The organism is Bradyrhizobium zhengyangense (assembly GCF_022012435.1).
Lineage (GTDB): Bacteria > Pseudomonadota > Alphaproteobacteria > Rhizobiales > Xanthobacteraceae > Bradyrhizobium > Bradyrhizobium zhengyangense.
Map to the genome: position 1 here is coordinate 234,859 of NZ_JAKLUA010000006.1, position 23,407 is coordinate 258,265.

Sequence of the window (23,407 nt, forward strand, 5' to 3'; positions counted from 1 at the left end):
AACCTGAGGCCTGCGCCCGTGGAAATCGGCGGCGCCCACCCTATCTGAGCCCGGTTTCTCACACGCATCAGGTGCCATGACAGACCAGACGCTCGCCGCGCCGATCGACGATCAGCATGAACGCCAGCGCGGCTTCTCGCGCTACCAGTCGCTTCTGGTGGCGCTGCTCGCCTTTGCGCAGTTCACGATCATTCTCGACTTCATCATCATGTCGCCGCTCGGCGCCATCATGATGCCCTCGCTCAACATCACGGCCGGGCAATTCGGCGTCGCAGTGTCGGCCTACGCGTTCAGCGCCGGATTGTCGGGCATCCTCGCCGCCGGCTTTGCCGATCGCTTCGACCGCAAGCGCCTGCTGCTGTTCTTCTATGCCGGCTTCACGCTCGGGACTCTGCTGTGCGCGCTGGCGCAGAATTATCATGTGCTGCTGCTCGGCCGCATCGTGACCGGCTTGTTCGGCGGCGTGATCGGCTCGATCGTGCTCGCCATCGTCACCGATTTGTTTCCTCTGCAGTTGCGCGGCCGCGTGATGGGATTTGTCCAGACCGCGTTCGCCGCGAGCCAGGTGCTCGGCGTTCCCGCCGGCCTGTTCCTCGCCAATCACTGGAGCTGGCATGTCTGCTTCTTTGCGATCGTCGGCCTGTCGATCCTCTCGATCGCCGTCATCGCCTTCGCGATGGAGCCGGTCGATGCGCATCTGAAGCTGAAGCAGGACCGCAACCCGTTCCACCATCTGGTGGCGACGGTCAGCGAGCCGCGCTACACGCTGGCCTTCGCGGTCACGACGTTGCTGGCGACGGGCGGCTACATGCTGATGCCCTATTCCAGCGCCTTCACCGTGAACAATATCGGCATCGACATCGTGCATCTGCCGACGATCTACCTGGTCTCCGGCCTGTTCAGCATCGTCACCGGACCGCTGGTCGGTCGCGCGGCCGACAATTTCGGCAAATACCCGACCTTCGTGTTCGGCTGCGCGATGACCGTGCTGATGGTGCTGATCTACACCCATCTCGGCCACGTCTCGCTGGTGACCGCGATCACCGTCAATGTGCTGATGTTCGTCGGCATCTTCTCGCGCATGATCCCGTCGCAAGCGATCATATCGGCGATCCCCGATCCCACCCAGCGCGGCTCGTTCAGCGCGATCAGCGCCTCGCTGCAGCAGCTCTCCGGCGGCCTCGGCTCGGTGCTCGCGGCGGCGATCATCTCACAGCAAGCAGATGGCTCGCTGCTGCATTTCGAGCGGATCGGCTACGTCGTCGTCACGACCACGATCATCACTCTGGTGGCGATGTATTTTGTGCAGAAGGGGGTGGCGAAGCGGGCGGGAAGGAGTGTGGTGTGAGGGGCAAGGCTCCGATGGAGAAGCAGCATGACGATAGATGAGGATTCTGGTGAAGCTTCTGAAAGCATTGCTACAAAACTGGCTCCGCTAGACGCGGCAATCACGCGCGGGCTCGATGACGCCGAGGCGGGTCGAACAAAGCCGAGTTCCGAAGTATCTGACCGGCTGGAAGCGAACCTGGCCGACAGGGCCAACCGCGTACGATCTTCGCTAAACAGCCCGCAGGACTAGGGGTGTCCGCACGGATGGCGCCCGCAGAATAACGGTCGCACCAACCTGAAATGATGCCCAGGAAAGGAATGCAGATTCTCGAGCCGATAGCAGTGATTAGACAGTATAATTTTTGTTGCCAGCAGTTAGCTTTATTCTAGGCCGTCGCGGTTCCAAAGGTTTGAACATGACGGTCGGCAAATTGATGGCCAGCGCAGCATTCGAGCAAAGTTAAAGGAACCCGAATCGATGTCGCGCTCGTCGATCTAGCTTGTTGCCCGAGCTTGGCCGTCTTATTCGAAGCGGAGATAAGCCGTTGGGCGCAATCGTATAGGGTTCGTATCAACCGCGCCAAAGGGAGGACGCGAAGCGTGAAAGCCAAGGCAGTAACGATATGCTCCGCGAACACTACGGAATTCGGGAGCGCGAGCACCGATGGCTGAACGTTACTACCTGGGACAGATGATACTTGGTACCGGCGAACCTCTCGAAATCACAAAGGAGGAGTACGAAGGTGCCCTCAAAGCTGTGCAGACCCTGCTTCATGCGCTTGACGCGGAGGAGAAATACGACGGCGTAATAGAAAACTATCGCGAACTTGAAGAGTTCATGCTGGGTCAAGCATTTCAATCTCTTCTTTCCATCCGAACGGGAGATGACGTTCAGTTTCAAGTGCCCCGCAATACCACAGCACGAAAACTATCGAACTTCCTTTCTTCGGTGCGGCTTTATCTGGATTCTGCTGAGCGCCACGCCACTGCAATAACCGGCGACGCTGAGACGGGCCCTCAGTTGCATCGAGAGAAAAGTCGACAGTTCGACACCTTTGCGAGCTATCGAGCGCTGGAAGCGATAAGGAACCATGCGCAGCACTTTGCTTTGCCGGTCCACGGCTTCACGGTTGGACTTCGTCGAAGCCCCGATTTCAAACATTCCGAGCACAGCTTCAATCCTTCGATCAGTGTTTCCGAGTTGGCGCAGAACCCACGATTCCATCCTCCGAAGACACTCCAAGAGCTGCAACAAGGGCCCGACACGCTAGAGTTAAAACCGATGGTCCGCGAATATGTGGAGTCCCTATCCACTATTCATCGATGCTTCCGCGAATTGACTCAGGAGACGGTTGACAAGCAGCTCGAGTTTTTTCGCGAATTGAAGTCAAGACTGTTCTTCAGAGACCCTGACATAGACGATATCGCGATAGCAGTATTTCCAAGCGACGACGAAGGCATCGCGGTTGCGCCGCAAACGAATCTGTCCTCAACTCTCCACAACTACTTGGATTACCTGCGAGCGAAGAACCCTTATTTGGTCACCTTCGCGGCTCGACGCGTCACATATTAGGGCGTGAACTTATAGACGTCAGCGAGACAAGTAACCGCGGTCCGATGAAAATCGGTTCTACTTTCATCATTTTGGGGGTATGCAAACTTGGCAGTATTGCCGTGAGCTCCCATATTGCGGGGGTGTTCACGAGATTGCCGATACGGAGCGGCAGAAAAATGAAATGCTCTCGCGGCGAAGCTAATCCCAGCCCGGCAACTCGAATACGATTATTCGCCGACTCCGCCGGCTATTGCCAGAACCCATCTTGCGCCCAGCCTCTGTTCGTCGAGACAAATAAGGGTGAGCCGATCCATTTCGCTGAGATGGCACATATTTTTGCAGCAAGCGATGACGGTCCTAGGTCGAATGTGAACCTGACCGGTGCCGAGCGAGGGTCTTACGACAACCTAATATTGCTATGCGCTAACTGCCACACAACGATTGACAAGGCGCCTGAGGACTATCCTGATACGACGATCAAGCAGTGGAAACGTGACCGCTCAGAGCGGCTGGCAGACCTGTTTGGCGCTAGAGCTTTTTCGTCCCGCGGCGAAGTTCGTGCGGCAATCGAACCCTTGCTGACGGCGAACAAGGTGACGTTCGAGACTTACGGTCCGGCTTCTGACGCAAGGTTCGACCCTGAGAGTGACATCGCGGCGGCATGGCGTCGCAAGATGCTTGGCAGCATCATCCCCAACAACAAGCGGGTGTTGGCCATCCTCGATAAGAACCGAGGGCTCATGTCTGGCCAGGAGCACTCGACCCTTGAAGCATTTCGGCAGCACACCGAAGACTTGATTGCCCGCCACTTAGAGAGCGCCGACGGAGGCCAGCGGTTCCCCGAGGCCATGAACCAGATGATGGTGGGTGATGGCCAAGCATAATGCAGATTGGTTGATCGGCGTCCTACCTCAGCACACGGAGGTTACGCGCGTCGAACGCTTGGGGGCTGACCTTGTGCGCGTTGACCGCAAAAAGGCTCCGCCAGCAATCATCGGTGTGATTTGGGCAAATCCTGTTGAGATTGCCAACTTTGAGGCCCTACTAGCTGGCGATCCGCGTCCACAATTTATCCTTAACATTCCGAAGGCGGCACTTTGGGCGGGCGAGGCGATCGACAATCTGGAATCCGAGGGAGTAGCATGGGGCAAGATGTACGATTTGTACCGGGCGCTGAACTTCGAAGCCGATCTCTCAGCCTACCGAAATCCCAGCTTGTCGTTCATAGAGCGGCTGTTCCGCCAACACAGGAATGTTGTTCAGGTCGAGCGAGTGTTTGACCAACTTTATCGGCTGCATCGCGGCAAGGGGGAGCCGGTGACTGTGGCGCTAACAGATGCCTACGAAGTGACCGCGGACGCGGTTCGCACGGCTTACGAGATCCTCGCGCCCTTTAATGTGTTGCTCAAGAACACTCCCTACGGGAGCATTTCGTCTAAGGGAAAGACAGCCGCTGCGGAGCTCGGCATTGAAGTCTGTGATCAATCCAGCATTTTTTCCCGGTTGGCGGCGTGACGGCGACACTGATCGTTCAAAGGTTGATCGCAGTGATCGATAGCCTAGAGACTGCGGGACGGCTCGACGCCTTTCTCTTTGGTTCTACGCTTGATCAGAAGGCCACTTGGTCGGACGTTGATGTTCTGCTGGTCTGTACGTCCGAGAACGATGGGCCCTTGGCGCGAACCGCTCTGGCCGAGCTCTGCGAGCAATTTCCCATCGATCTGACGATCATGACAGCCGATGAGGAAGCGGAACTCGACTTCATTCAGTCAGAACGATGCCGTTGGTTGACGTCGATCCGCGTAGCAATGTCGGAGACGGTCCGCAGATAGTCATCATCTCAAATGTCAGCTCGCTTACTGGATGACCTTGCTCGTTCCGAAAGCATGGTCAGCTAGTGGTGGCATATGCGAGATCGACTTCCGAAAACCTTGCAATAGTGCTTGCCTCGCCTTGATCGTCTCGTCTCCGCAACCTTCCGACACACTGCGCGGCGCGTGTCGCTGTATGGCTTCCAGCACACGCATCTCAACGCCCCGTGAATCTCGACTGTCTTGAAGCGATGCCGCCAACCGTGACTAGGATCAACGTTCTTATCCTTAACCACCTCTCGCTCGAATTCGTTGACTTTGTTGCGCGTCATCTTCACTGCGTTGCGCACGCCTAATTCGCCCGTCTTGGGATCGATGAACAGATAGCCGCCCTTGGACTGTTCATAGAACTCCAAAAGCCTTGCTCAATGATCTGCCGATGGAGCACGACATCCCGCGCTTCATCCGTCTTCACCGGACTCGCCTCGGAGGCCAGCGGAAACTGCTTTGGATTGTCCGCGACTCGGATCAGCGCCGCGCGCAAGGCACCCCCAATTGCGGCACAACATGCGGAGCGTGGGTATCGTACCAGCGGACGGCATCCGCAAGGCCGGCTCGTGCCGCCTTCGTAAAGAGGATCTTGGCCACTTATCGCGACCGGCGATCAAGCTCCGCTTCAATATCTTCCCAGGGAATCGCTTCGCCACGGTCCGCTTCAAAAGTCGCAAGTCGACGATCGAGTTCGGCCTCCTGCGCCGGGGTCAGCCGCACGTCAGTCGCGGAGAGACTGTCCCAGAACTCGCTAATGAGGTCGAGCTGTTCCTTCGGCGTCAGGCGACTAATGTCGAGCGCTGCCATCGTCCCGAGTCCCTTTGACCTTTTACTAGCGAAATCACAATCCGCGGACCCGCCGCTACCCAATATCGTTATCGTCGCGACCAGCGGGAAAGGACAGGTCTGACGAGCATAAATCGATTCTGGATCGATGCCGGTCCTCAACGAGGATTAGATACGACGCAGAAACCCCGGAGGCGGGCGCGGGGCAGGCGGGGTCGGCGTAGAGTCGCCCCCTGTTTCCGCTGACCCTTCTTTCGGGGGCGTCGGACCTCTTATGAAAGCGGCGGCATCTGGCAATGCCGTCAATTTGCCAACAAGGTCCGCGATCTCATCGCCGTGGGTTAAGCGGAACATGTGGGCAATTTCGTCTTTGCTGAACGAAATCACGACGCCATGGTCACCACTGCTCACCTGCTGGTCCGTGAAAGTATGCAGCGAGAGCCCATTGATGCGTCCCCAAGTCGAACGGTCTACAACCACTTGGTGATCCCAAGGATAGCGTCCGCCTGTCGAGGCCTCCTTGAGTTCTGCCTTTTCCACGTCGAAATTAAGGAACGTGTTGGTGCCGTGACGTCGGCGCCAGCCCCGAACTGTAATATCCATTGCTCCCTCCTTGGCTGAGGAGACAGATATGTTAAGCCTCTTAAAAATTATAACAAGTTCCTATATTTTTTTAAGGGCAGGGAACTTTTCCGGGTACCGATAGTCGTCCCAACAAATTGCCCCCCCACGGCCGACGTCCAATGGCGGCCCATCATAGCACCGCGACCACCGCCTCGAAGGATCAGCGATGATTTGCATGTGGCTCAAGCGGCGGGGACAGTCCCGAAGCGACCACCACATGCGCCGCCGAAGCACTAAGCCCGCCGTCTTGTCGGTCAGGTCAGCGGGGGCGCGCTTTCGGTGGTAATGAAAAAGGAGCCGTCGCGGCGGATAGGGGAGACCATTCGCAGAAACACTTGTTTCGTCTCTGTGCACCGGTTGAGACGGTCGGGACTTCAGCGAAGTCAACAACATCGCGGGACGATGGTGCCCAGGAAAGGACTCGAACCTTCACGGCCGTTAAGCCACTGGCACCTGAAGCCAGCGCGTCTACCAATTCCACCACCTGGGCATGCCGTTTGGGGCACGGAGGCGGTTACTACGGTTCGGTGACGCCGTTGTCAATTCATGGTTCTGGATGCCGATTGCGCATCGCACACCGCCCCGATACAAGCCTGATATCTCGCACTCTTCCGCAGGAATGGACCCCATGGCATCGAATCTGGAAACTCTCGTCACGGTTTTCGGCGGATCGGGGTTTTTGGGCCGGAATGTCGTCCGCGCGCTGTGCCGGCGCGATTACCGGATCCGGGTGGCGGTGCGACGGCCGGAACTAGCCGGCTACCTCCAGCCCTCCGGCAAGGTCGGCCAGGTCCACACCATCCAGGCCAATTTGCGCTACCCCGGATCGGTCGAGGCGGCGGTGCGTGATTCGCATGTCGTGATCAATCTGGTCGGTATCCTCACCGAAGGCGGTGCCCAGACCTTTGACGCCGTTCAGGCCAAGGGCGCCGAGACCGTCGCCAAGGCGGCGGCCGCAGCGGGCGCCAGCCTGGTGCATGTCTCGGCGATCGGCGCCGACGCTGATTCGCCCTCGCACTACGCCAGGGCCAAGGCCGCCGGCGAGGCCGCAGTCAGCGCTGCCGTGCCGTCGGCCACGATCTTCCGTCCCTCCGTGATGTTCGGCCCCGAGGACCAGTTCACCAACCGCTTCGCGGCGTTGGCGCGGATGTCGCCGGTGCTGCCGCTGATCGGCGGCGCGACCAGGATGCAGCCTGTTTATGTCGGCGACGTCGCCACCGCGATCGCGGACGCCGTCGACGGCAAGGCCAAGGCGGGCGCGACCTACGAGCTCGGCGGGCCTGAGGTGCTGACCATGCGCGAGATCATCGAGGCGATCCTCGCAATCACCGATCGTGAGCGCACCCTGGTGCCGCTGTCGTTCGGGCTTGCCCGGCTCAAGGCCGCCTTCCTGCAATTCGCGCCGGGCGCGTTCAAGCTGACGCCGGACCAGGTCACGCTGCTCGAGCGCGACAATGTCGTGTCGGATGCGGCGAAGGCCGCAGGCCTGACGCTGGAAGGTCTCGGCATCACCCCGGATTCGCTGGAAGCGATCGCCCCGCAATATCTCTGGCGCTTCCGCCCGCAGGGGCAGTTCCAGCGCATGGGCGTGTAGGGATCTTTTAGGGAGCAGACCTCCGTCGCGGCGGCAACGTCGTCAAAACTTCAGCTTCTTGAACACTGCCTCCGGCAGCATCTTGATGATGAGCATCACGAGGCGCCAGATGCCGCTGACGTAAACGACGTCGGTCTTCTTCTCGACGGCATTGAAGATCGCATCGCCAACCACCGGCGCTTCGACGGTGAGCGGGCCGATCAGCTTCATGCCTTCAGTCATCTTGGTGCGGACGAAGCCCGGCTTGACGGTGACGACATGCACGCCGCCGCGGCTGGCGCGGGCGCGCAGGCCCGACAGGAAGGCGGAGAAGCCCGCTTTCGCCGAGCCGTAGACATAGTTCGAGGCGCGGCCGCGATCGCCCGCCACCGACGAGACGCCGACAACGGTGCCATTGCCGCGGCTCAGGAATTTTTCGGCGAACAGGCCGAGGATCAGCGACGGTCCCTCATAGTTGGAGCGCATGATCGTGGTGGCGTGGGCGAGGTCGCTCTCGGCCTTTTGCTGCACACCCAGCAATCCGACGATCGAGATCACGACGTCAGGCAAGACAGGAAGACCGGCGACGAAGCCGTCGAAAGACGCGGTGTCGAGCACGTCGAAGGTCCGTGTGCTCGCTTCGATGTTGTAGCGCGCGCGCAGGTCTGCGGCGTCAGGCTCGAGCGCGGCGGCATCGCGGCCTGCGAGACCGACATCGTAGCCGGCCTTGGCAAAGGCGCGCGCGGCGGCGCGGCCGATATCGGAGGAGCCACCGAGCACCAGAACTGACATGCGTGACGTCACGGCTTAAACCTCATCGAACAGGCGTTGTGACAATTTTGAGCGGATGCTGCAGGCAGGATCGAGCGATTTGCGGATCGCCTTGAAGCGCGGCAGCGCCGGATAGCCGGCCTCGAACGTCGCGCGCGACTGGCGCGCATCCTTCGCCAGATAGAGCCTGCCGCCGGCGGCGACGACCACGCGGTCGATCTCGTCGAGGAAATTCAGGATGTCGCCCTTCACGGGGAAATCCAGCGCAAGCGTGTAGCCAGGCAGCGGAAACGACAGCAGGCCCTCGCCATGACCGAGCTTCTTCAGCACCGCGAGGAACGATGCATCGCCGCGCCTTGCGACGCGATCGAGGATGTCGCCGAGCACCTCGCGCGCGCCAGCTTCGGGGATCACGCATTGATGCTGGAGGAAGCCGCGCCGCCCATAGATGCGATTCCAGTCGCTGAGACTGTCGAGCGGAAAGAAATACGGATAGAGCGAGACCACATCGTCGCCGCCGGCGCGCCGCGCCCCCATGCGGTAATAAAGCTCGTTGAAGGCGCCGATGCTGTAGCGATTGAGCGTGATCGACGGCAGGTCGAGGGGCACCGCGAGCCCGGGAGTCTTGCCGACGGGAAACACCGCGGCGCCTTCGGCAAGCTCGTCCCTGCCGGCGTGCTCCCCGAGATAGATCAACGAGCGGCCAAGGTTACGCCCACGCGCCACGCAATCGATCCACGCCACCGAATAGGTCGCGGAATCGCCGGCCTCGAGCGCACGCATGGCGGCATCAAGATCGGACGCGGAGATCACCCGCTCGCGGATCCAGCCGGTCTCGACAGAGCGCAGCCGCATCGTCGCTTCGAGAATCACGCCAGTGAGGCCCATGCCGCCGACGGTCGCAAAGAAGGCGTCGGAATTCTGCTCGCGCGAGACTTCGATGGTCTCGCCTTGCCCGGTGCGCAGCAGAATGCTGTCGACATAGCGACCGAAACCGCCTTCGCAATGGTGATTCTTGCCGTGCACGTCGGCAGCGATGGCACCGCCGACCGAGACGAAGCGCGTGCCCGGCACCACGAAGGGCAGGAAGCCGCGCGGGCCAAAGGTATCGATCAAGTCGGACAGCAGCACGCCGGCTTCGAGCCGAATGCGGCCCGTCGTCGGATCAAACGACCTCACCCGGTCGAACGCTGTCATCCCGATGGTTCTGGCAGCACCGATCGCGGCATCGCCATAGGCGCGGCCATTGCCCCGCGCCACGGAGCCGGCAACGACAGCCTCTCCCACGGCCTCGAACGACCGCGGCAGCAGCATTTCGGTATCGACGACCGGGAAGCGCCCCCAGCCGCTGACGAGGGTCATCATACAGCTCCGCTGCAGGGCGCGCGCCGCCCCGCTCCGGAAACTGCCTAGCGGTCAAAAGCTGATATTGCGTTGAGGCCCGTCAGCAAAGGTTAATGGCCGAGCGCCAGCGCGATCAGGCCGAGCGTACCGACGATGACGCGCCACCAGGCGAAGACCACGAAGCCGTGGCGGGTGACGTATTCCAGGAAACTCTTCACCACGATGATCGCGGTGATGAACGACACCACGAAACCGATCGCGACGATACCCATGTGGTCCATCGTCATCTCGGCGCGGCTCTTGTAGAAATCATAGGCGAACGCGCCGATCATGGTGGGGATGGCGAGAAAGAACGAGAACTCCGCCGCCGCCCGCTTGTCCGCGCCTAGAAGCATCGCGGCGACGATGCTGGCGCCGGAGCGCGACACGCCCGGGATCATCGCCACGCACTGCGCGATGCCGATATAGAGATACGTCAGCAGCGGAAACTTGGTGGCGTCATGCTCGCGCGGCTTGAGATCGAGCCTGTCGACCCAGAGCAGGATGGCGCCGCCGACGATCAGAGAGAAGCACACCACCCACGGATTGAACAACATGCTCTTGATATATTTGCCGGCGATGAGGCCGACGACAACGGCGGGCAGGAACGCCACCAGCACGCCGATCACGAAGCGGCGCGCATAGGCATCGCCCGTAAACATGCCGATTGCGACGTCCCACAGCTTCTTGAAGTAGAGGCCGACGATCGCGAGGATCGCACCTAGCTGGATCAGAACCGTAAACGAATCCCAGAACGCACCCTCGCCGAGGCCGAAGAAGCGCTCGGCCAGCAGCAGGTGGCCGGTCGAGGACACGGGAAGGAACTCGGTCACACCCTCGATGATGCCGAGGATCACTGCCCGTATTGCATCTGACATATTTACGGTCCATTTCCGCTGGAAAAGCGGGGCTCTTCTCGCCTATTCGCCCCTCGCTCGCAATCGCAAAATGCGCTAACGCGCCCTTGCCTCGCTGATTTGAAGGACTAGTGTGGCGCCGCACAAACATTGATGGATTCTTAAGCACCATCAAATAGTCAAAGGATTCATGTTTACGCTGTTTCATCATCCGTTCTGCCCGCATTCGCGCTTCATCCGCCTGATCGCGGGCGAATACGGGCTCGAACTGAAGCTCGCCGAGGAGCGCAGTTGGGAACGGCGCGAGGCATTTCTGCTGCTCAACGCGGCGGGCACGACGCCTGTCCTGGTGGACGACGAGCAGCCGCCGATCCCGGGTGCGGCCATCATCGCGGAGTATCTCGACGAGGCCTATGGCGCCGAGATGGGATCCAAGCGCCTGATGCCTGAGACGATCGCCGAGCGCGTCGAGGTGCGCCGGCTGATGGCGTGGTTCAACGAAAAGTTCTTCGAGGAAGTCTCGCACCCGCTCGTCACCGAGCGGATCTACAAGCGCTTCATGAGCGAGGACAATGGCGGCGGCCCGCCTTCGGCCGACGTGATGCGCGCAGCCAAGGCCAATGTGCGCTATCATCTGGCCTATATCGGCTGGCTTGCGCAGACGCGTAACTTCCTCGCGGGCGACCGGCTCACTTACGCGGATCTCGCCGCCGCGGCGCACCTCTCGGCGATCGACTATCTCGGCGACGTGCCATGGAGCGAGGACGACGCAGCAAAGGCGTGGTACGCGCGGGTGAAATCCCGCCCGTCGTTCCGCCCGCTGCTGAGCGAATGGCTGGCCGGCGTGCCGGCGTCGCGGACCTACGTGGACCTGGATTTCTGACGACCGATCCGACTGAACTGAAGGCGGCGCTGACGCGCGAGGCGCGCGCGCTCGGCTTCGACTGTATCGGCATCACCGAGCCAGGCACGATCGAGAAGGCCGGCGCGCATTTTCTCGAATTCATCGCTGCCGGCGGCCATGGCGACATGGACTGGCTCGCGAACCAGCCGGAGCGGCGCGTCGATCCGCGCGGGCTGTGGGCCGACGTGCGCAGCGTGATCATGCTCGGCGTCAATTACGGCCCCGACCAGGATCCGCTCGCGATCCTGAAGCAGCGCACGCACGCCGCGATCTCGGTCTATGCGCAGGGCGACGATTATCACGACCTCATCAAAAAGCGGCTGAAGGCGCTGGCGCGCTGGCTGGTCGCGACTGCGCCGAGCGAGGTCAAGGTGTTCGTCGACACCGCCGCGGTGATGGAGAAGCCACTGGCGCAAGCTGCGCATCTGGGCTGGCAGGGCAAGCACACCAATCTCGTCTCACGCGAATTCGGCTCATGGCTGTTTCTCGGCGCGATCTACACCACGCTCGAACTGCCGCGCGATTCCGCCGAGATCGATCATTGCGGCTCGTGCCAGGCGTGCCTCGACATCTGCCCGACCGCCGCGTTTCCCGCGCCTTACAAGCTCGATGCGCGGCGCTGCATCTCGTATCTGACCATCGAGAACAAGGGGCCCATCCCGCAGGAGTTTCGCGAGGCCATCGGCAATCGCATCTATGGCTGTGATGATTGCCTTGCGGCGTGTCCCTGGAACAAGTTCGCGCAAGAGGGGCGCGAAGCAAGACTCGCCGCGCGGGATGAGTTGCGTGCGCCCGGTCTTGCTGAACTTTCACGGCTCGACGACGTGGCGTTTCGGGCGCTGTTCACGAAGTCACCGGTGAAGCGGATTGGGCGCGATCGCTTCTTGCGCAATGTGCTGATCGCGATTGGCAACTCCGGGGAAGTTGCGTTGGCGGCGGAAGCGCGGCGATTGCTTGGCGATGCGAGCCCGTTGGTGCGTGGCGCTGCGGTATGGGCGTCGGGGCAGTTGCTGCCACCGAATGATTTCGCGGAAGCAAGGGCAACTGCTCTCGCGAATGAGCGCGACGAGAGCGTCTGCGAGGAATGGCGAGCTGCTTCCCAGACTTGATTTCCCTGCGCGTTCCCGCAAAGTCGCGCGCCATGACAACAAACATGCCTTTCTTCACCCGCGACGGCGATACATTCCATCCGACGGAAGTGGCCAACGGCCCCTGGGACCCGAAATCGCTGCACGGACGCGTCATTATCGGTCTGCTCGGCTTTGCCATCGAGGAGCGCCATTCCGGCCCTGAATTCGTGCCGGCGCGCTTGACTGTGGACATGTTTCGGCTGCCGACCATCGACAAGCCGATTGAAGTGACGACGCGGCTCGTCCGTGATGGGCTGCGCATCCGCGTGGTCGAGGCGGAGTTCATTTCCGGCGGCGTCAGCATGGCGCGCGCCTCGTGCCAGCTGCTGCGAAAGACGCAGAATCCGGACGGCAATGTCTGGTCGCCGCCGAACTGGGACGTGCCGAAGCCGTCGGACATTCCAAAGCCCACCGATCCCAGGCTCGGCATGAACGGCAAATGGACGACGCGGCCCATTGTCGGCCATATGGGCTCGCTGGGAGCGCGCCGGCTCTGGATGAGCGAGGTGCGCGAGCTGGTTGCTGGCGTGCCGATGACACCATTCGTGCATGTTGCCACGGGCGCTGATTTCGCGAGCCCCTTTGCCAATGCCGGCGACAAGGGGCTCGGCTACATCAACAGCGACGTCACGATCTATCTGCACCGCCTGCCGGTGACGAACTGGATCGGCTTCGAGGTGGTGAACCACCAGGCGACTGATGGCGTCGCGATCGGCGAATGCTGGCTCTATGACGAGCAAGGCCCGATCGGCACCGCGACGGTCGCTGCACTGGCGCAGCGCAAGCCGATGGCGAAGGTGCCGCCGCCCTAGCCATCATTCCAAATGCCTTTGCATCTCCGGCCGCGCCTTCAGCTCCGCGCCCTGCTTGCCGACGATCTTCGCAATGCGCTCGGGTGCAAACTTCAGATCGACGAAGGCGGGCGCGGTGTTGGCGACCTCGTGATAGCTCACGATCTTGCCGCCCTTCAGCGTCATGATCGCGACGCCCTCGAACATTGCCCGCGCGCCGTTCGCGTCCGGCAGAGTCGATTTGTAGCTGAAAGTGTAGCGCGCATAGAGCGTGGTGCCGTCCGACACGGGGTCGTGCATGTCCCAGCGAAAATCCGTCGCCGTGCGATAGAACCAGTCGTCGATCATCGCCGCGATTTTTTCGCGCCCTGCAAAGGCACCGTAGAACACGTCGTGATAGATGCCGTCTTCGGTGAAGAGGTTAGCGAAGGCATCACCGTTGCGCTGTTCGACGGCGTCGCAGAAGGCGCGCAGCATGGCGGTGGTGGTCATTGGCGATTCTCCTTCCCCATTCTCGGTCATGCCCGGCTTCGCGGGCGATGACACCGAGTGCTGCGCAACACCTCACCCGATCTCCGCCACCGCGGCAAGAATGCGCGCGATGTCTTGCGGGCGGGACAGGCGGTGATCGCCATCCTGGATCAGGGTCAGCACGACGTCGTCGGCCGGCAGGCGGTGGGTCAAAGCAAACGCGTGCTGCCACGGCACATCAGGATCCTTCGCCCCCTGCAGGATGCGGACCGGACAGCCGAGATCGATGGCGCTGCCGAGCACGAGATGGTTGCGTCCCTCCTCGATCAGCTTGCGCGTGATCGGATAGGGCGTGCCGTCGCCATATTCGGACGGCCTGAGCCAAAAGCCCTTGGTCTCGATTTCCTGCTTCACCTCGGGCGAGAAATTCTTCCACATCAGTTCCTCGGTGAAGTCGGGCGCCGGTGCGATCAGCACCAGGCCCGCCAGCGAGGCCTTGCCGGAACGCTTCTTGATCTCGCGCGCGAGCAGCAGCGCCATCCAGCCGCCCATGGAAGAGCCGATCAGGATTTGCGGGCCGGTGCAGAAGCGCTCGAACACCGCGACGCTGTCCTCGAGCCAACTGCCGATGGTTCCATCGGCGAAATCACCGCTGGATTCGCCATGACCGGAATAGTCGAACCTCACGGCGGCGCGGCCATGCTCGCCGGCCCAGCCGTCCAGCGCCACCGCCTTGCCGCCCTGCATGTCCGACTTGAAGCCGCCGAGCCAGACGACGCCGGGCCCTTGACCAGCCCCTTGGCCGGCGCGATGGCGAACCGCGATCCGGCGCGCTGAGGGACCCTCGCCAACATCGATGAAGTCGAGCACGGCATCGGGAATTGCTGGGGTCATGGAACGTTTACTCTTGTTGTGAGGTTTGAGGTCCTGAGGCGCATTCCGCGAGGCAACCCTATCTTGGTATTGTCCCTTTGGGACGCTTGCGGAACAGGGGCAAGGTGTCTATGTCGTGCACCGTGCCGATGGGCGTGACCAAAATGCCTCGCATTTGAGGGTTTTTCGCTCTCACACGGGCGACTTGCTTGCCGGCAAACGCATCTTCCTGCAAAATAGGCGCTTCCTTTCACAGCTTTGGAGAACCACCCATTCGCCGTCCCAATAGAGCCCCAGCCCCTGCCGCCAAAGACGGGCCGCGCATCAATGATGATATTCGCAATGCGCAGATCCAGCTGATCGATCAGACCGGTGACAACAAAGGCACCGTCGAGACGATGCTTGCCATCAAGATGGCCCAGGAAGCCGGCATGGATCTGGTCGAGATCTCGCCAAATGTCAGCCCTCCCGTCTGCAAGATCATGGACTACGGGAAGTATAAGTATTCCGCCCAGAAGAAAGCCGCCGAAGCCCGCAAACGTCAGAAGACCGTCGAGATCAAGGAGATCAAGCTCCGCCCGATGATCGACGATCACGATTACGACGTGAAGATGCGCGCGATGCTGCGGTTCTTCGAAGAGGGCGACAAGGTCAAGATCACCCTGCGTTATCGCGGCCGCGAAATGGCGCACCAGGAGATCGGCACCAAGCTGCTGGACAAGATCAAGACCGACGTCGCCGAGCTCGCCAAGGTCGAGCAGGACGCCCGGTTCGAAGGCCGTCAGGTTGTCATGGTGCTGGCGCCTCGCTGACGCCGGCGCGCAAGAGCCGAAATTTCAACGGCCCGTCCGGATCTCCGGCGGGCCGTTTTTTCAGGTTCGCGAAGCCTGCCATGTGCCGCTGCACTGGTCGCCGGAAATGACACCCTTCCACGAGCCAGCCCCGGCTGCGCCGCCGAGCCGGCCGCCGCCGCTGGCGTGGGAGGCGCCGACCGACACCTGGACCGCGACGGCGCCGCCGCGATTGACAGTGCCGGAGACCCGGCCGCCGCCGGCCGACGACACCCGATTGCCTGTGACGGTGAAGGGGACGCTGTAGCCCGAGCTGCAGGCGCCCCGGGTGGTGGCGAAGGTGACATTCCAGACGCCGTCATAGCCACCGATGCGGGCATCGGCAGCCGACGGAACGGCGGCCGTGGCAAAAGTGGCGAAGAGCACAAGACTGCGCGGACGAGTGACAACAGACAAAATCGACTGGGAAAAATAGGCCATTTTGGTCCTGCTCCGGGCGATGCGGCTAGGAAATGAGAGTATCAATCCCGAATAGTCGGCGGCCAGGCTGCAACGGTTCATCGTTGCCAATTCGCCCGTTCTCTGTCATAAGCCCGGCCTTCATCGCCCGGCTGATTTAGGGCTGCCGTGGCGGTGTTTCGTGCGGGTTTCGCGCTTTGTCGCAAAAACCTGAGCACACTCAACGCTCTAACGAGCATTTTTGACGGCCAAGCCGCCTTCGCGGGCGGATTTCCTTGGCCATTAGGAGAGCCAAATGCCCAAGCTGAAGACCAAATCGGGCGCTAAAAAGCGCTTCAAGGTGACTGCCACCGGCAAAGTGATGTTCGCCCACCGCGGCAAGCGTCACGGCATGATCAAGCGGACGAAGAAGCAGATCCGTCAGCTTCGCGGCACCAGCGTGCTGTTCAAGACCGACGGCGATAACGTCAAGAAGTACTTCTTGCCGAACGCCTGATCGCGTCCAAGGACGTCGAAGATCATTGCCATCTCCGCCGCGTCGTTCGCGGCGATCCGAAAACAAAGTCATCTCTGAAGGATTTTTGTCATGTCTCGCGTCAAACGCGGTGTGACCGCCCACGCCAAGCACAAGAAAGTCTACAAGGCCGCCAAGGGCTTCTATGGCCGCCGCAAGAACACCATCCGCGCCGCCAAGCCGGCCGTGGAGAAGGCCCAGCAGTACGCCTTCCGTGACCGCAAGCGCAAGAAGCGCACCTTCCGCGCGCTCTGGATCCAGCGCATCAATGCTGCGGTTCGTCCGTTCGGTCTGACCTACAGCCGATTTATCGACGGTATGGCCAAGTCCGGGATCACCGTGGACCGCAAGGTACTGTCGGATCTCGCGATCAGCGAGCCCGCGGCGTTCCAGGCGATCGCCGAGAAGGCCAAGGCTGCGCTCGCGGCCTGATAAGGCCTGCGCTAGCGGGTCTTCTGGCCCGCAGCCTTCAGCGCGCGCTCAGAGTAACGCTGGGCGACCTCCGCCCGGCAGAATGCCGTGAACGAGAGATACATGGTGCCGGACTTGTTCCGGTACTTGATGTCGCACGCGTGCATCTCGCGCTTGTAGGCCTGTGTCTGCGCGGCACTGAGGCCGGGCTTGAAGTCCGCCTCACACTTCTTTTCGACGGCAGCGCCGAGTTGGACGTCGCCGCTCGCGGTCAGCTCGCAATCCTTGAAGACCTTCATCGCGCTTTCGCAGCCCTTCTGGCTGCCGATGGTGTCGACGACCTCGTCCAGCGTCATGGATGTGTCCATGCAGACCATGGCGCGCGCAGGCGTGGCGGCGACCGACAGAACGACGGCCAAGACGGCCAAAGAGCATTTCGAAAGCATCGCAAGGGTCTCCTCGTATCCTGTCTTGGTGCCGGGTCCCCGCGCGAGGTTCAACCCAGCCGCTCAGAGCACGAAATGACCGGCTTTTTGCTTGACGTTACGCCCTTCGGGCGGCGACAACCCAGCCGAATTTGGCAGCAAGGATTTGACTGTGTCCGACCTCGCAACGCTTGAAACATCCATCCTCGACCAGATCGCCGCCGCCGGCGATGAAGCCGCGCTCGAAGCGGTGCGCGTCGCAGCCCTCGGCAAGAAGGGCTCGATTTCGGCGCTGCTGGCCACGCTCGGCAAGATGTCGCCCGACGAGCGCAAGACGCAAGGCGCGGCGATCAACCAGGCCAAGGACAAGGTCACCGAGGCGCTCGCCGCACGGCGCGACGTGCTGAAGTCCGCGGCGCTCGATGCGCGGCTCGCATCCGAGACCGTCGACGTCACGCAGCCGCTGCGCGATGCTCAGGCTGAGGCCGGCCGCATCCATCCGCTCAGCCAGGTCTGGGACGAGCTGACCACGATCTTCGCCGACATGGGTTTCTCGGTCGCCGAAGGTCCAGACATCGAGACCGATGACTACAACTTCACCAAGCTGAATTTCCCGGAAGGCCATCCGGCGCGCGAGATGCACGACACGTTCTTCTTCCATCCGAAGGAGGACGGCTCACGCATGCTGCTTAGAACCCACACCTCGCCGGTGCAGGTGCGCACGATGCTGAGCCAGAAGCCGCCGATCCGCGTGATCTGCCCGGGCCGCACGTATCGCATCGATTCGGATGCGACCCACACGCCGCAATTCCACCAGGTCGAAGGCCTCGTCATCGACAAGCATTCGCATCTCGGCCACCTCAAATGGATCCTGCACGAGTTCTGCAAGGCGTTCTTCGAGGTCGACCACATCAACATGCGCTTTCGTCCCTCGTTCTTCCCGTTCACCGAGCCGTCGCTGGAAGTCGACATCCAGTGCCGCCGCGACAAGGGCGAGATCCGCTTCGGCGAGGGCGAGGACTGGCTCGAGATTCTCGGCTGCGGCATGGTGCATCCGAACGTGCTGCGCGCCTGCGGCATCGATCCCGACGAGTACCAGGGCTTTGCCTGGGGCATGGGCATCGACCGCATCGCCATGCTGAAATACGGCATCGCCGATCTCCGCCAGCTGTTCGACAGCGACGTCCGCTGGCTGAGCCATTACGGCTTCAAGCCGCTCGAAGTGCCGACACTCGCGGGAGGGCTGAGCTCGTGAAATTCACCCTCTCCTGGCTGAAGGATCATCTCGACACCGACGAGTCGCTGGATAAGCTCGCCGACAAGCTCACCATGATCGGGCTCGAGGTCGAGAACATCGAGGACAAGGCGAAGGCGCTCAAGCCGTTCACCATCGCGAAGGTGATCTCGGCCGAGCAGCATCCCAATGCCGATCGCCTACGCGTCTGCATGGTCGACACCGGGGACGGTGGCGCGCCGGTGCAGGTGGTGTGCGGTGCGCCGAATGCGCGCGCCGGGCTTGTCAGCGTGTTCTCACCGCCCGGCACCTACATTCCCGGCAAGGACATCACGCTTGGTGTCGGCACGATCCGCGGCGTCGAGAGTCGCGGCATGCTGTGCTCGGCGGCCGAGCTGCAGATCTCCAACGATCATGACGGCATCATGGAGCTGCCGGCCGACGCGCCTGTCGGCGCTGGTTACGCCGAATGGGCCGCGCTCGGCGATCCCGTGATCGAGATCAACCTGACGCCGAATCGGCAGGACTGCACCGGCGTGCACGGCATCGCGCGGGATCTCGCGGCTGCCGATATGGGCAAATTCAAGGACCCCGGCATAAAGCCGATCAAGGGCGAATTCCCTTGTCCCGTGAAGGTCACGGTCGAGGACGCCAATCTATGCCCGGGTTTTGCGCTCCGTCTCGTGCGCGGCGTGAAGAACGGGCCGTCGCCGGAATGGCTGCAGAAGCGGCTGACCGCGATCGGTCTGCGCCCGATCAATGCGCTGGTCGACATCACCAACTTCATGACCTACGACCGCGCGCGCCCGCTGCACGTGTTCGACGCCAAGAAAGTGAAGGGCAACCTCGTCGTGCGGCACGCCCGCGACGGCGAAACGCTGCTCGCGCTCGACGGCCGCACCTACAATCTCGATCCCTCGATCTGCGTGATCGCGGACGAGCACGGCGTCGAATCGCTCGCCGGCATCATGGGCGGCGAGGCCTCGGGCTGCGACGAGACCACCACTGACGTGCTGATCGAGTCGGCGCTCTGGAACGAGATCAATATCGCTCAGACCGGCCGCAAGCTCGGGATCAACTCCGATGCGCGCTACCGTTTCGAGCGCGGTGTCGATCCGGCCTTCATGGTGCCCGGGCTCGAGCTTGCCACCAAGCTGGTGATGGAGATGTGCGGCGGCACGCCGTCGGAGAACGTCGTGGTCGGCAAGACCTTCGGCGATGACCGCATCATCGATTTCCCTGTCACCGAGGTGAAGCGGCTCTCCGGCATCGAGGTGCCGATGCCGGAGATGAAGCGCATCCTGACCCATCTCGGCTTCATGATGGCGGGGCCCGGCCCGGTCGTGAAGGTCGCGGTGCCCTCATGGCGCTCCGACGTGCATGGCAAGGCCGATATTGTCGAGGAAGTCGTCCGCATCTACGGCGTCGACAAGGTGCCCATGACGCCGTTCGAGCGCGGTGAGGACGCGCGCAAATCGGTGCTGACGCCGCTGCAGCTGCGCACCCGCCGCGCCCGGCGCGCACTGGCGAGCCGCGGCATGACCGAGGCGGTGACGTGGTCGTTCATCACGAAGACTGCGGCACAATTGTTCGGCGGCGGCCAGCGCGAGCTGGAAGTGGCGAACCCGATCGCCGCTGACCTCTCCGACATGCGGCCGAGCCTGCTGCCGGGTCTGGTCGCGGCCGCACAAGCCAATGCCGACCGCGGCTATGGCGACGTCGTGCTGTTCGAGGTCGGGCAATTGTTCAGGGGCGATCGCCCGCAGGATCAGTTCATGGCGGCGAGCGGCGTGCGCCGCGGCCTTGCGTCATCGGAAGGGCTGGGACGGCACTGGTCGGGCTCGGCGCAGGCTGACGTGTTCGACGCCAAGGCCGATGCGCTCGCCGTGCTGGCTGCGGCCGGCGCGCCGATGCAGGCACTGCAGATCGTCGCCGGCGGTCCCGCCTGGCTGCATCCGGGCCGCTCCGGCACGATCCAGATCGGGCCGCAGAACGTGCTCGGATATTTCGGCGAGATGCATCCGCGTGCGCTGGAAGCGCTCGGCGCCGACGGCCCGCTCGTGGTGTTCGAGGTGATCCTCGACCGCATCCCGGAAGCCAAGAAGAAACCGACCCGCGCCAAGCCGCTGATCGAGCTCTCGGCATTCCAGCCCGTGTCGCGCGACTTCGCTTTCATCGTCGACCGCACCGTCAAGGCTGGCGACATCGTCCGCACCGCGCAAGGCGTCGACAAGAAGCTGATCACCGGCGTGAACGTCTTCGACGTCTACGAGGGCAAGGGCATGGACGACGGCAAGAAGTCCGTTGGCATCGCGGTGACCATCCAGCCGCGCGAGAAGACGCTGACCGATCAGGAGATCGAAGCCGTTGCCGCGAAGATCGTGGCGGAGGTCACGAAGAAGACCGGCGGTACGTTGAGGGCGTGACGCCCTGGAATGACAGGGCATGAGTATCACCGACTTCCTCCCGAAGGACGTCAGTCTCACCATCGCGATGGCGCTTTGCGCCGTCGCTTTCGTTTCGGGCACCGCGCGCGGCTTCTCGGGTTTCGGCTCGGCGCTGATCTTCATGCCGCTCGCGAGCAGCATCGCAGCCCCGCGGCTTGTGGCGGCACTTCTTCTCGTCATCGACTTCGTTGCCGCCGCGCCGCTGCTGCCTGACGCCTGGCGGAAGGCGGATCGCAAGGCGACCGCCGTGATCGTGCTCGGCGCGCTGGTCGGCGTACCCATCGGCACCTATTTCCTCAGCGTGCTCGAGCCCGTCACCACGCGCTGGATCATCTCCTGCTTCGTCACCGCGCTGCTGCTTCTGTTGCTGTCGGGCTGGCGCTACCGCGGCAAGGACCACGCCTGGCTCTCGGTCGGCATCGGCGGTCTCTCCGGCTTCTGTAGCGGCCTGGCGCAGACCGGCGGCCCGCCGATCGTCGGCTACTGGCTCGGCCGGCCCATTCCCTCGATCGTGGCACGCGCCAACATCCTGCTGTTCTTCGGCGCCTCGGATTTCTTCTCGATGGTCAGCTATGCCACATCAGGCCTGATCTCGCGCGAATCGCTCGTGCTTTCGCTGATCGTCGGCCCGGTCTATGCCATCGGCGTCGCTTTCGGCGCCTCGCTGTTCGGCCGCGCGAGTGAGATTGTGTTTCGCAGAATCTGCTACGCCTTGATCGCGATCGCGGTAATCACGGGGCTGCCGGTGCTGGACAAGGTGTTGCGCTAATCGCCTACCGCCGCGGCGCGCGCCGCCGCTTCGTCGATTGCGTCGGCACATCGGCCGGCTCGTCCTTCAGCGCGCCGATCTTGCGGAGCGCGGCGTCCGCGGCGCGCTCGCCGCTGTCCCAGGCGCCGTCGACGGTGCCCCACAACGTCTCATGCGTGGCTTCGCCGGCGAGGAACACATTGCCGATCGGCTCGGTCAAGATCTTTCGCGAGAGCTGGCCGCCGGGCGAGGCCGCCGACATCGCGCCCATGACGTAGGGCGAAGCGTTCCAACGCGTCGCGACGGTCTTCTGCACGGCGGCCGCCGCTTCGCTGCCGAACAGTTTTGAGATCCATTCCTTCGCAAACGCCGTCATCGCGCTCTCGCCCTGCGCCGAGAGATCGCGGCCGAACGAGCCGCCGACGTCGATCGAGCACAGCGAAGAGCCGCCGATATTGGCATACATCAGTGCGGTGCGCGTGGAGTTGCTTTGCTCGATCAGGATGTCGTCGCGCGACAGCCCGAGCGGATTGCCCGGCAATTGCACCACGATGTGATCGTAGCTGCCGAGCGTGAGCTTGGACGCCGCATCCAGCGTGCGCTTGGGGATATCAGGCGCGAACTTGAACGCACCCGACATGAGCACGTTGGTCGAAACCGTGACGATGGCGGCGCGCGCGGCGATCTTGCCGGCTTGCGTCTCCACGCTGACATCGCGATTGCTCCAGACGATCCGGCTGGCCGGCGTCGAAAGCACTGTGGGCACCTGCTCACCGAGCTTGGCGATCAGGGTGCCCAGGCCCTGACGACAGGCGATCGGGGCGTTGCGGTCCTGCGCGCGCGCCTTGTCGATCGCCGACAGCTCCTTCAAATCCTTGCCGGCAAAGCCCGCGCCGAGCAAGAACTCCGCCGCGCCTGCCCAGTCGCCGAGATCCTTCGGCAGTACCGACGCACAGGACGTATCGAGCTTGCCGCGCGCGGCCTCGTCGATGGCCCTGTTGGCGCGCACCAGCGCCGCCAGAAACTCCTCGGTCTCGCCCGCGCGCGCATTGCGGCGGCCGATGCGCATCTTCTGGCCCGACGGCGCGGGAGAAACATCGAGCCCGGCGCTGCGCGCGAGCCGAATCATCGGATTGGTGTCGGGATTGTGCATCCAGCGCGCGCCGCGATCGAACGGCACGTCGAAGGTGGCGCTGTCCGTGATGCAGCGCCCACCGACCTGCGACGCCGCTTCCACCACCACGACTTTGCGATTGGCGGCCATGATGCGCCGCGCTGCAGCGATGCCGGCCGCACCCGCGCCGATCACGACAATGTCAGCCTCACGTGGCAAGGGCGCGGCCGTTGCGCGCAGGACCGGCGCTGCGGCAAAGGCCACCGACGCCGATAGGAAGCTGCGGCGCGTGATTGTCATGTCATGGTTTCCGGAGACTTGCGACGAACGGGAACAGCCCGCGAACCTTGCCGCA

General features: G+C 62.5%; 26 protein-coding genes and 1 tRNA gene. 16 read left to right on the forward strand and 11 right to left on the reverse strand.

The window, feature by feature from the left end:
- The first annotated feature begins 76 nt into the window (after nt 1–76).
- From L6637_RS20465 to L6637_RS20490, 6 genes are all read left to right on the forward strand, one after another.
- The gene (locus L6637_RS20465; RefSeq protein WP_237871881.1) at nt 77–1,348 is read left to right on the forward strand and encodes an MFS transporter; all 1,272 of its coding nucleotides are present in this window, start codon (nt 77–79) and stop codon (nt 1,346–1,348) included.
- Nucleotides 1,349–1,375: 27 nt separating this feature from the next.
- Nucleotides 1,376–1,579 carry a hypothetical protein gene (locus tag L6637_RS20470; protein WP_377803032.1) on the forward strand — a complete coding sequence of 68 codons (204 nt, stop codon included), beginning with the start codon at nt 1,376–1,378 and terminating at the stop codon, nt 1,577–1,579.
- Between the two features lie 414 nt (nt 1,580–1,993).
- On the forward strand, nt 1,994–2,902 hold the full coding sequence (locus L6637_RS20475) for a hypothetical protein (RefSeq protein WP_237871882.1): 909 nt from the start codon (nt 1,994–1,996) through the stop codon (nt 2,900–2,902).
- Between the two features lie 44 nt (nt 2,903–2,946).
- The gene (locus tag L6637_RS20480) at nt 2,947–3,768 is read left to right on the forward strand and encodes an HNH endonuclease (RefSeq protein WP_237871884.1); all 822 of its coding nucleotides are present in this window, start codon (nt 2,947–2,949) and stop codon (nt 3,766–3,768) included.
- The gene (locus tag L6637_RS20485) at nt 3,755–4,399 is read left to right on the forward strand and encodes a hypothetical protein (protein ID WP_237871886.1); all 645 of its coding nucleotides are present in this window, start codon (nt 3,755–3,757) and stop codon (nt 4,397–4,399) included. The genes L6637_RS20480 and L6637_RS20485 overlap by 14 nt, the downstream gene beginning before the upstream one ends.
- The gene (locus L6637_RS20490) at nt 4,396–4,716 is read left to right on the forward strand and encodes a nucleotidyltransferase domain-containing protein (RefSeq protein ID WP_237871888.1); all 321 of its coding nucleotides are present in this window, start codon (nt 4,396–4,398) and stop codon (nt 4,714–4,716) included. Before L6637_RS20485 ends, L6637_RS20490 begins: the two co-directional genes overlap by 4 nt.
- 627 nt (nt 4,717–5,343) lie before the next feature.
- On the opposite strand, the gene L6637_RS20495 is transcribed toward L6637_RS20490, so the two are convergent.
- The 3 genes from L6637_RS20495 to L6637_RS20505 all read right to left on the reverse strand — a co-directional run bounded on the left by L6637_RS20495 (nt 5,344) and on the right by L6637_RS20505 (nt 6,646).
- Nucleotides 5,344–5,553, reverse strand: coding sequence for an addiction module protein (locus L6637_RS20495; protein WP_237871890.1), 210 nt, complete (start codon nt 5,551–5,553; stop codon nt 5,344–5,346).
- A gap of 147 nt (nt 5,554–5,700) precedes the next feature.
- Entirely contained in the window at nt 5,701–6,135 is a 435-nt protein-coding gene (locus L6637_RS20500) for a hypothetical protein (RefSeq protein WP_237871892.1), read from the reverse strand.
- 424 nt (nt 6,136–6,559) lie between these two features.
- A tRNA-Leu gene (locus L6637_RS20505) sits at nt 6,560–6,646 on the reverse strand.
- A gap of 138 nt (nt 6,647–6,784) precedes the next feature.
- Here L6637_RS20505 and L6637_RS20510 point away from each other — a divergent pair.
- On the forward strand, nt 6,785–7,750 hold the full coding sequence (locus tag L6637_RS20510) for a complex I NDUFA9 subunit family protein (RefSeq protein ID WP_237860776.1): 966 nt from the start codon (nt 6,785–6,787) through the stop codon (nt 7,748–7,750).
- Nucleotides 7,751–7,792: 42 nt separating this feature from the next.
- On the opposite strand, the gene L6637_RS20515 is transcribed toward L6637_RS20510, so the two are convergent.
- The 3 genes from L6637_RS20515 to L6637_RS20525 form a co-directional block, all read right to left on the reverse strand.
- A complete protein-coding gene (locus L6637_RS20515) occupies nt 7,793–8,533 on the reverse strand; it encodes an SDR family oxidoreductase (RefSeq protein WP_237860778.1) in 741 nt (246 codons plus the stop codon).
- Between the two features lie 3 nt (nt 8,534–8,536).
- A complete protein-coding gene (locus tag L6637_RS20520) occupies nt 8,537–9,862 on the reverse strand; it encodes an FAD-binding oxidoreductase (RefSeq protein WP_237871894.1) in 1,326 nt (441 codons plus the stop codon).
- A gap of 92 nt (nt 9,863–9,954) precedes the next feature.
- Complete coding sequence (locus L6637_RS20525) at nt 9,955–10,761, reverse strand: undecaprenyl-diphosphate phosphatase (protein ID WP_237860782.1); 807 nt, start codon at nt 10,759–10,761, stop codon at nt 9,955–9,957.
- A gap of 169 nt (nt 10,762–10,930) precedes the next feature.
- Here L6637_RS20525 and L6637_RS20530 point away from each other — a divergent pair, with 169 nt between their 5' ends.
- Genes L6637_RS20530 through L6637_RS20540 form a run of 3 tightly spaced genes read left to right on the forward strand, consistent with a single transcriptional unit; the run spans nt 10,931 to nt 13,586 of the window.
- Nucleotides 10,931–11,623, forward strand: coding sequence for a glutathione S-transferase family protein (locus L6637_RS20530; protein WP_237871896.1), 693 nt, complete (start codon nt 10,931–10,933; stop codon nt 11,621–11,623).
- Nucleotides 11,572–12,753 (forward strand): tRNA epoxyqueuosine(34) reductase QueG, encoded by a 1,182-nt coding sequence (gene queG / locus L6637_RS20535; protein WP_237871897.1) that lies wholly within the window; start codon nt 11,572–11,574, stop codon nt 12,751–12,753. The genes L6637_RS20530 and queG overlap by 52 nt, the downstream gene beginning before the upstream one ends.
- A gap of 44 nt (nt 12,754–12,797) precedes the next feature.
- Entirely contained in the window at nt 12,798–13,586 is a 789-nt protein-coding gene (locus L6637_RS20540; RefSeq protein WP_237871899.1) for an acyl-CoA thioesterase domain-containing protein, read from the forward strand.
- Nucleotides 13,587–13,589: 3 nt separating this feature from the next.
- On the opposite strand, the gene L6637_RS20545 is transcribed toward L6637_RS20540, so the two are convergent.
- Both L6637_RS20545 and L6637_RS20550 read right to left on the reverse strand, forming a co-directional pair.
- Nucleotides 13,590–14,057 (reverse strand): nuclear transport factor 2 family protein, encoded by a 468-nt coding sequence (locus tag L6637_RS20545; RefSeq protein WP_237871901.1) that lies wholly within the window; start codon nt 14,055–14,057, stop codon nt 13,590–13,592.
- A gap of 72 nt (nt 14,058–14,129) precedes the next feature.
- Nucleotides 14,130–14,930 (reverse strand): alpha/beta hydrolase, encoded by an 801-nt coding sequence (locus L6637_RS20550; RefSeq protein ID WP_237871903.1) that lies wholly within the window; start codon nt 14,928–14,930, stop codon nt 14,130–14,132.
- A 251-nt stretch (nt 14,931–15,181) separates the two neighbouring features.
- Between L6637_RS20550 and infC the strand changes: the two genes are divergently transcribed.
- The gene (infC, locus tag L6637_RS20555) at nt 15,182–15,721 is read left to right on the forward strand and encodes a translation initiation factor IF-3 (RefSeq protein ID WP_148778009.1); all 540 of its coding nucleotides are present in this window, start codon (nt 15,182–15,184) and stop codon (nt 15,719–15,721) included.
- A gap of 60 nt (nt 15,722–15,781) precedes the next feature.
- On the opposite strand, the gene L6637_RS20560 is transcribed toward infC, so the two are convergent.
- Nucleotides 15,782–16,180 (reverse strand): hypothetical protein, encoded by a 399-nt coding sequence (locus L6637_RS20560; RefSeq protein ID WP_237860795.1) that lies wholly within the window; start codon nt 16,178–16,180, stop codon nt 15,782–15,784.
- A gap of 274 nt (nt 16,181–16,454) precedes the next feature.
- On the opposite strand from L6637_RS20560, the gene rpmI reads away from it, so the two are divergent.
- A complete protein-coding gene (rpmI, locus tag L6637_RS20565; RefSeq protein WP_027535561.1) occupies nt 16,455–16,655 on the forward strand; it encodes a 50S ribosomal protein L35 in 201 nt (66 codons plus the stop codon).
- A 90-nt stretch (nt 16,656–16,745) separates the two neighbouring features.
- Nucleotides 16,746–17,105: a 50S ribosomal protein L20 gene (gene rplT / locus L6637_RS20570; protein WP_027561620.1), complete on the forward strand. Its 360-nt coding sequence runs from the start codon at nt 16,746–16,748 to the stop codon at nt 17,103–17,105.
- Between the two features lie 11 nt (nt 17,106–17,116).
- On the opposite strand, the gene L6637_RS20575 is transcribed toward rplT, so the two are convergent.
- A complete protein-coding gene (locus L6637_RS20575) occupies nt 17,117–17,530 on the reverse strand; it encodes a hypothetical protein (RefSeq protein ID WP_237871905.1) in 414 nt (137 codons plus the stop codon).
- Nucleotides 17,531–17,681: 151 nt separating this feature from the next.
- Here L6637_RS20575 and pheS point away from each other — a divergent pair, with 151 nt between their 5' ends.
- The 3 genes from pheS to L6637_RS20590 are packed head-to-tail and all read left to right on the forward strand — an operon-like array spanning nt 17,682 to nt 21,959.
- Nucleotides 17,682–18,764: a phenylalanine--tRNA ligase subunit alpha gene (gene pheS / locus L6637_RS20580; protein WP_237871907.1), complete on the forward strand. Its 1,083-nt coding sequence runs from the start codon at nt 17,682–17,684 to the stop codon at nt 18,762–18,764.
- A complete protein-coding gene (pheT, locus tag L6637_RS20585; protein ID WP_237871909.1) occupies nt 18,761–21,169 on the forward strand; it encodes a phenylalanine--tRNA ligase subunit beta in 2,409 nt (802 codons plus the stop codon). The genes pheS and pheT overlap by 4 nt, the downstream gene beginning before the upstream one ends.
- Before the next feature lie 19 nt (nt 21,170–21,188).
- The gene (locus tag L6637_RS20590) at nt 21,189–21,959 is read left to right on the forward strand and encodes a sulfite exporter TauE/SafE family protein (RefSeq protein ID WP_237871911.1); all 771 of its coding nucleotides are present in this window, start codon (nt 21,189–21,191) and stop codon (nt 21,957–21,959) included.
- Nucleotides 21,960–21,963: 4 nt separating this feature from the next.
- On the opposite strand, the gene L6637_RS20595 is transcribed toward L6637_RS20590, so the two are convergent.
- Complete coding sequence (locus tag L6637_RS20595; protein ID WP_237871913.1) at nt 21,964–23,352, reverse strand: flavin monoamine oxidase family protein; 1,389 nt, start codon at nt 23,350–23,352, stop codon at nt 21,964–21,966.
- Between the last annotated feature and the right edge of the window lie 55 nt (nt 23,353–23,407).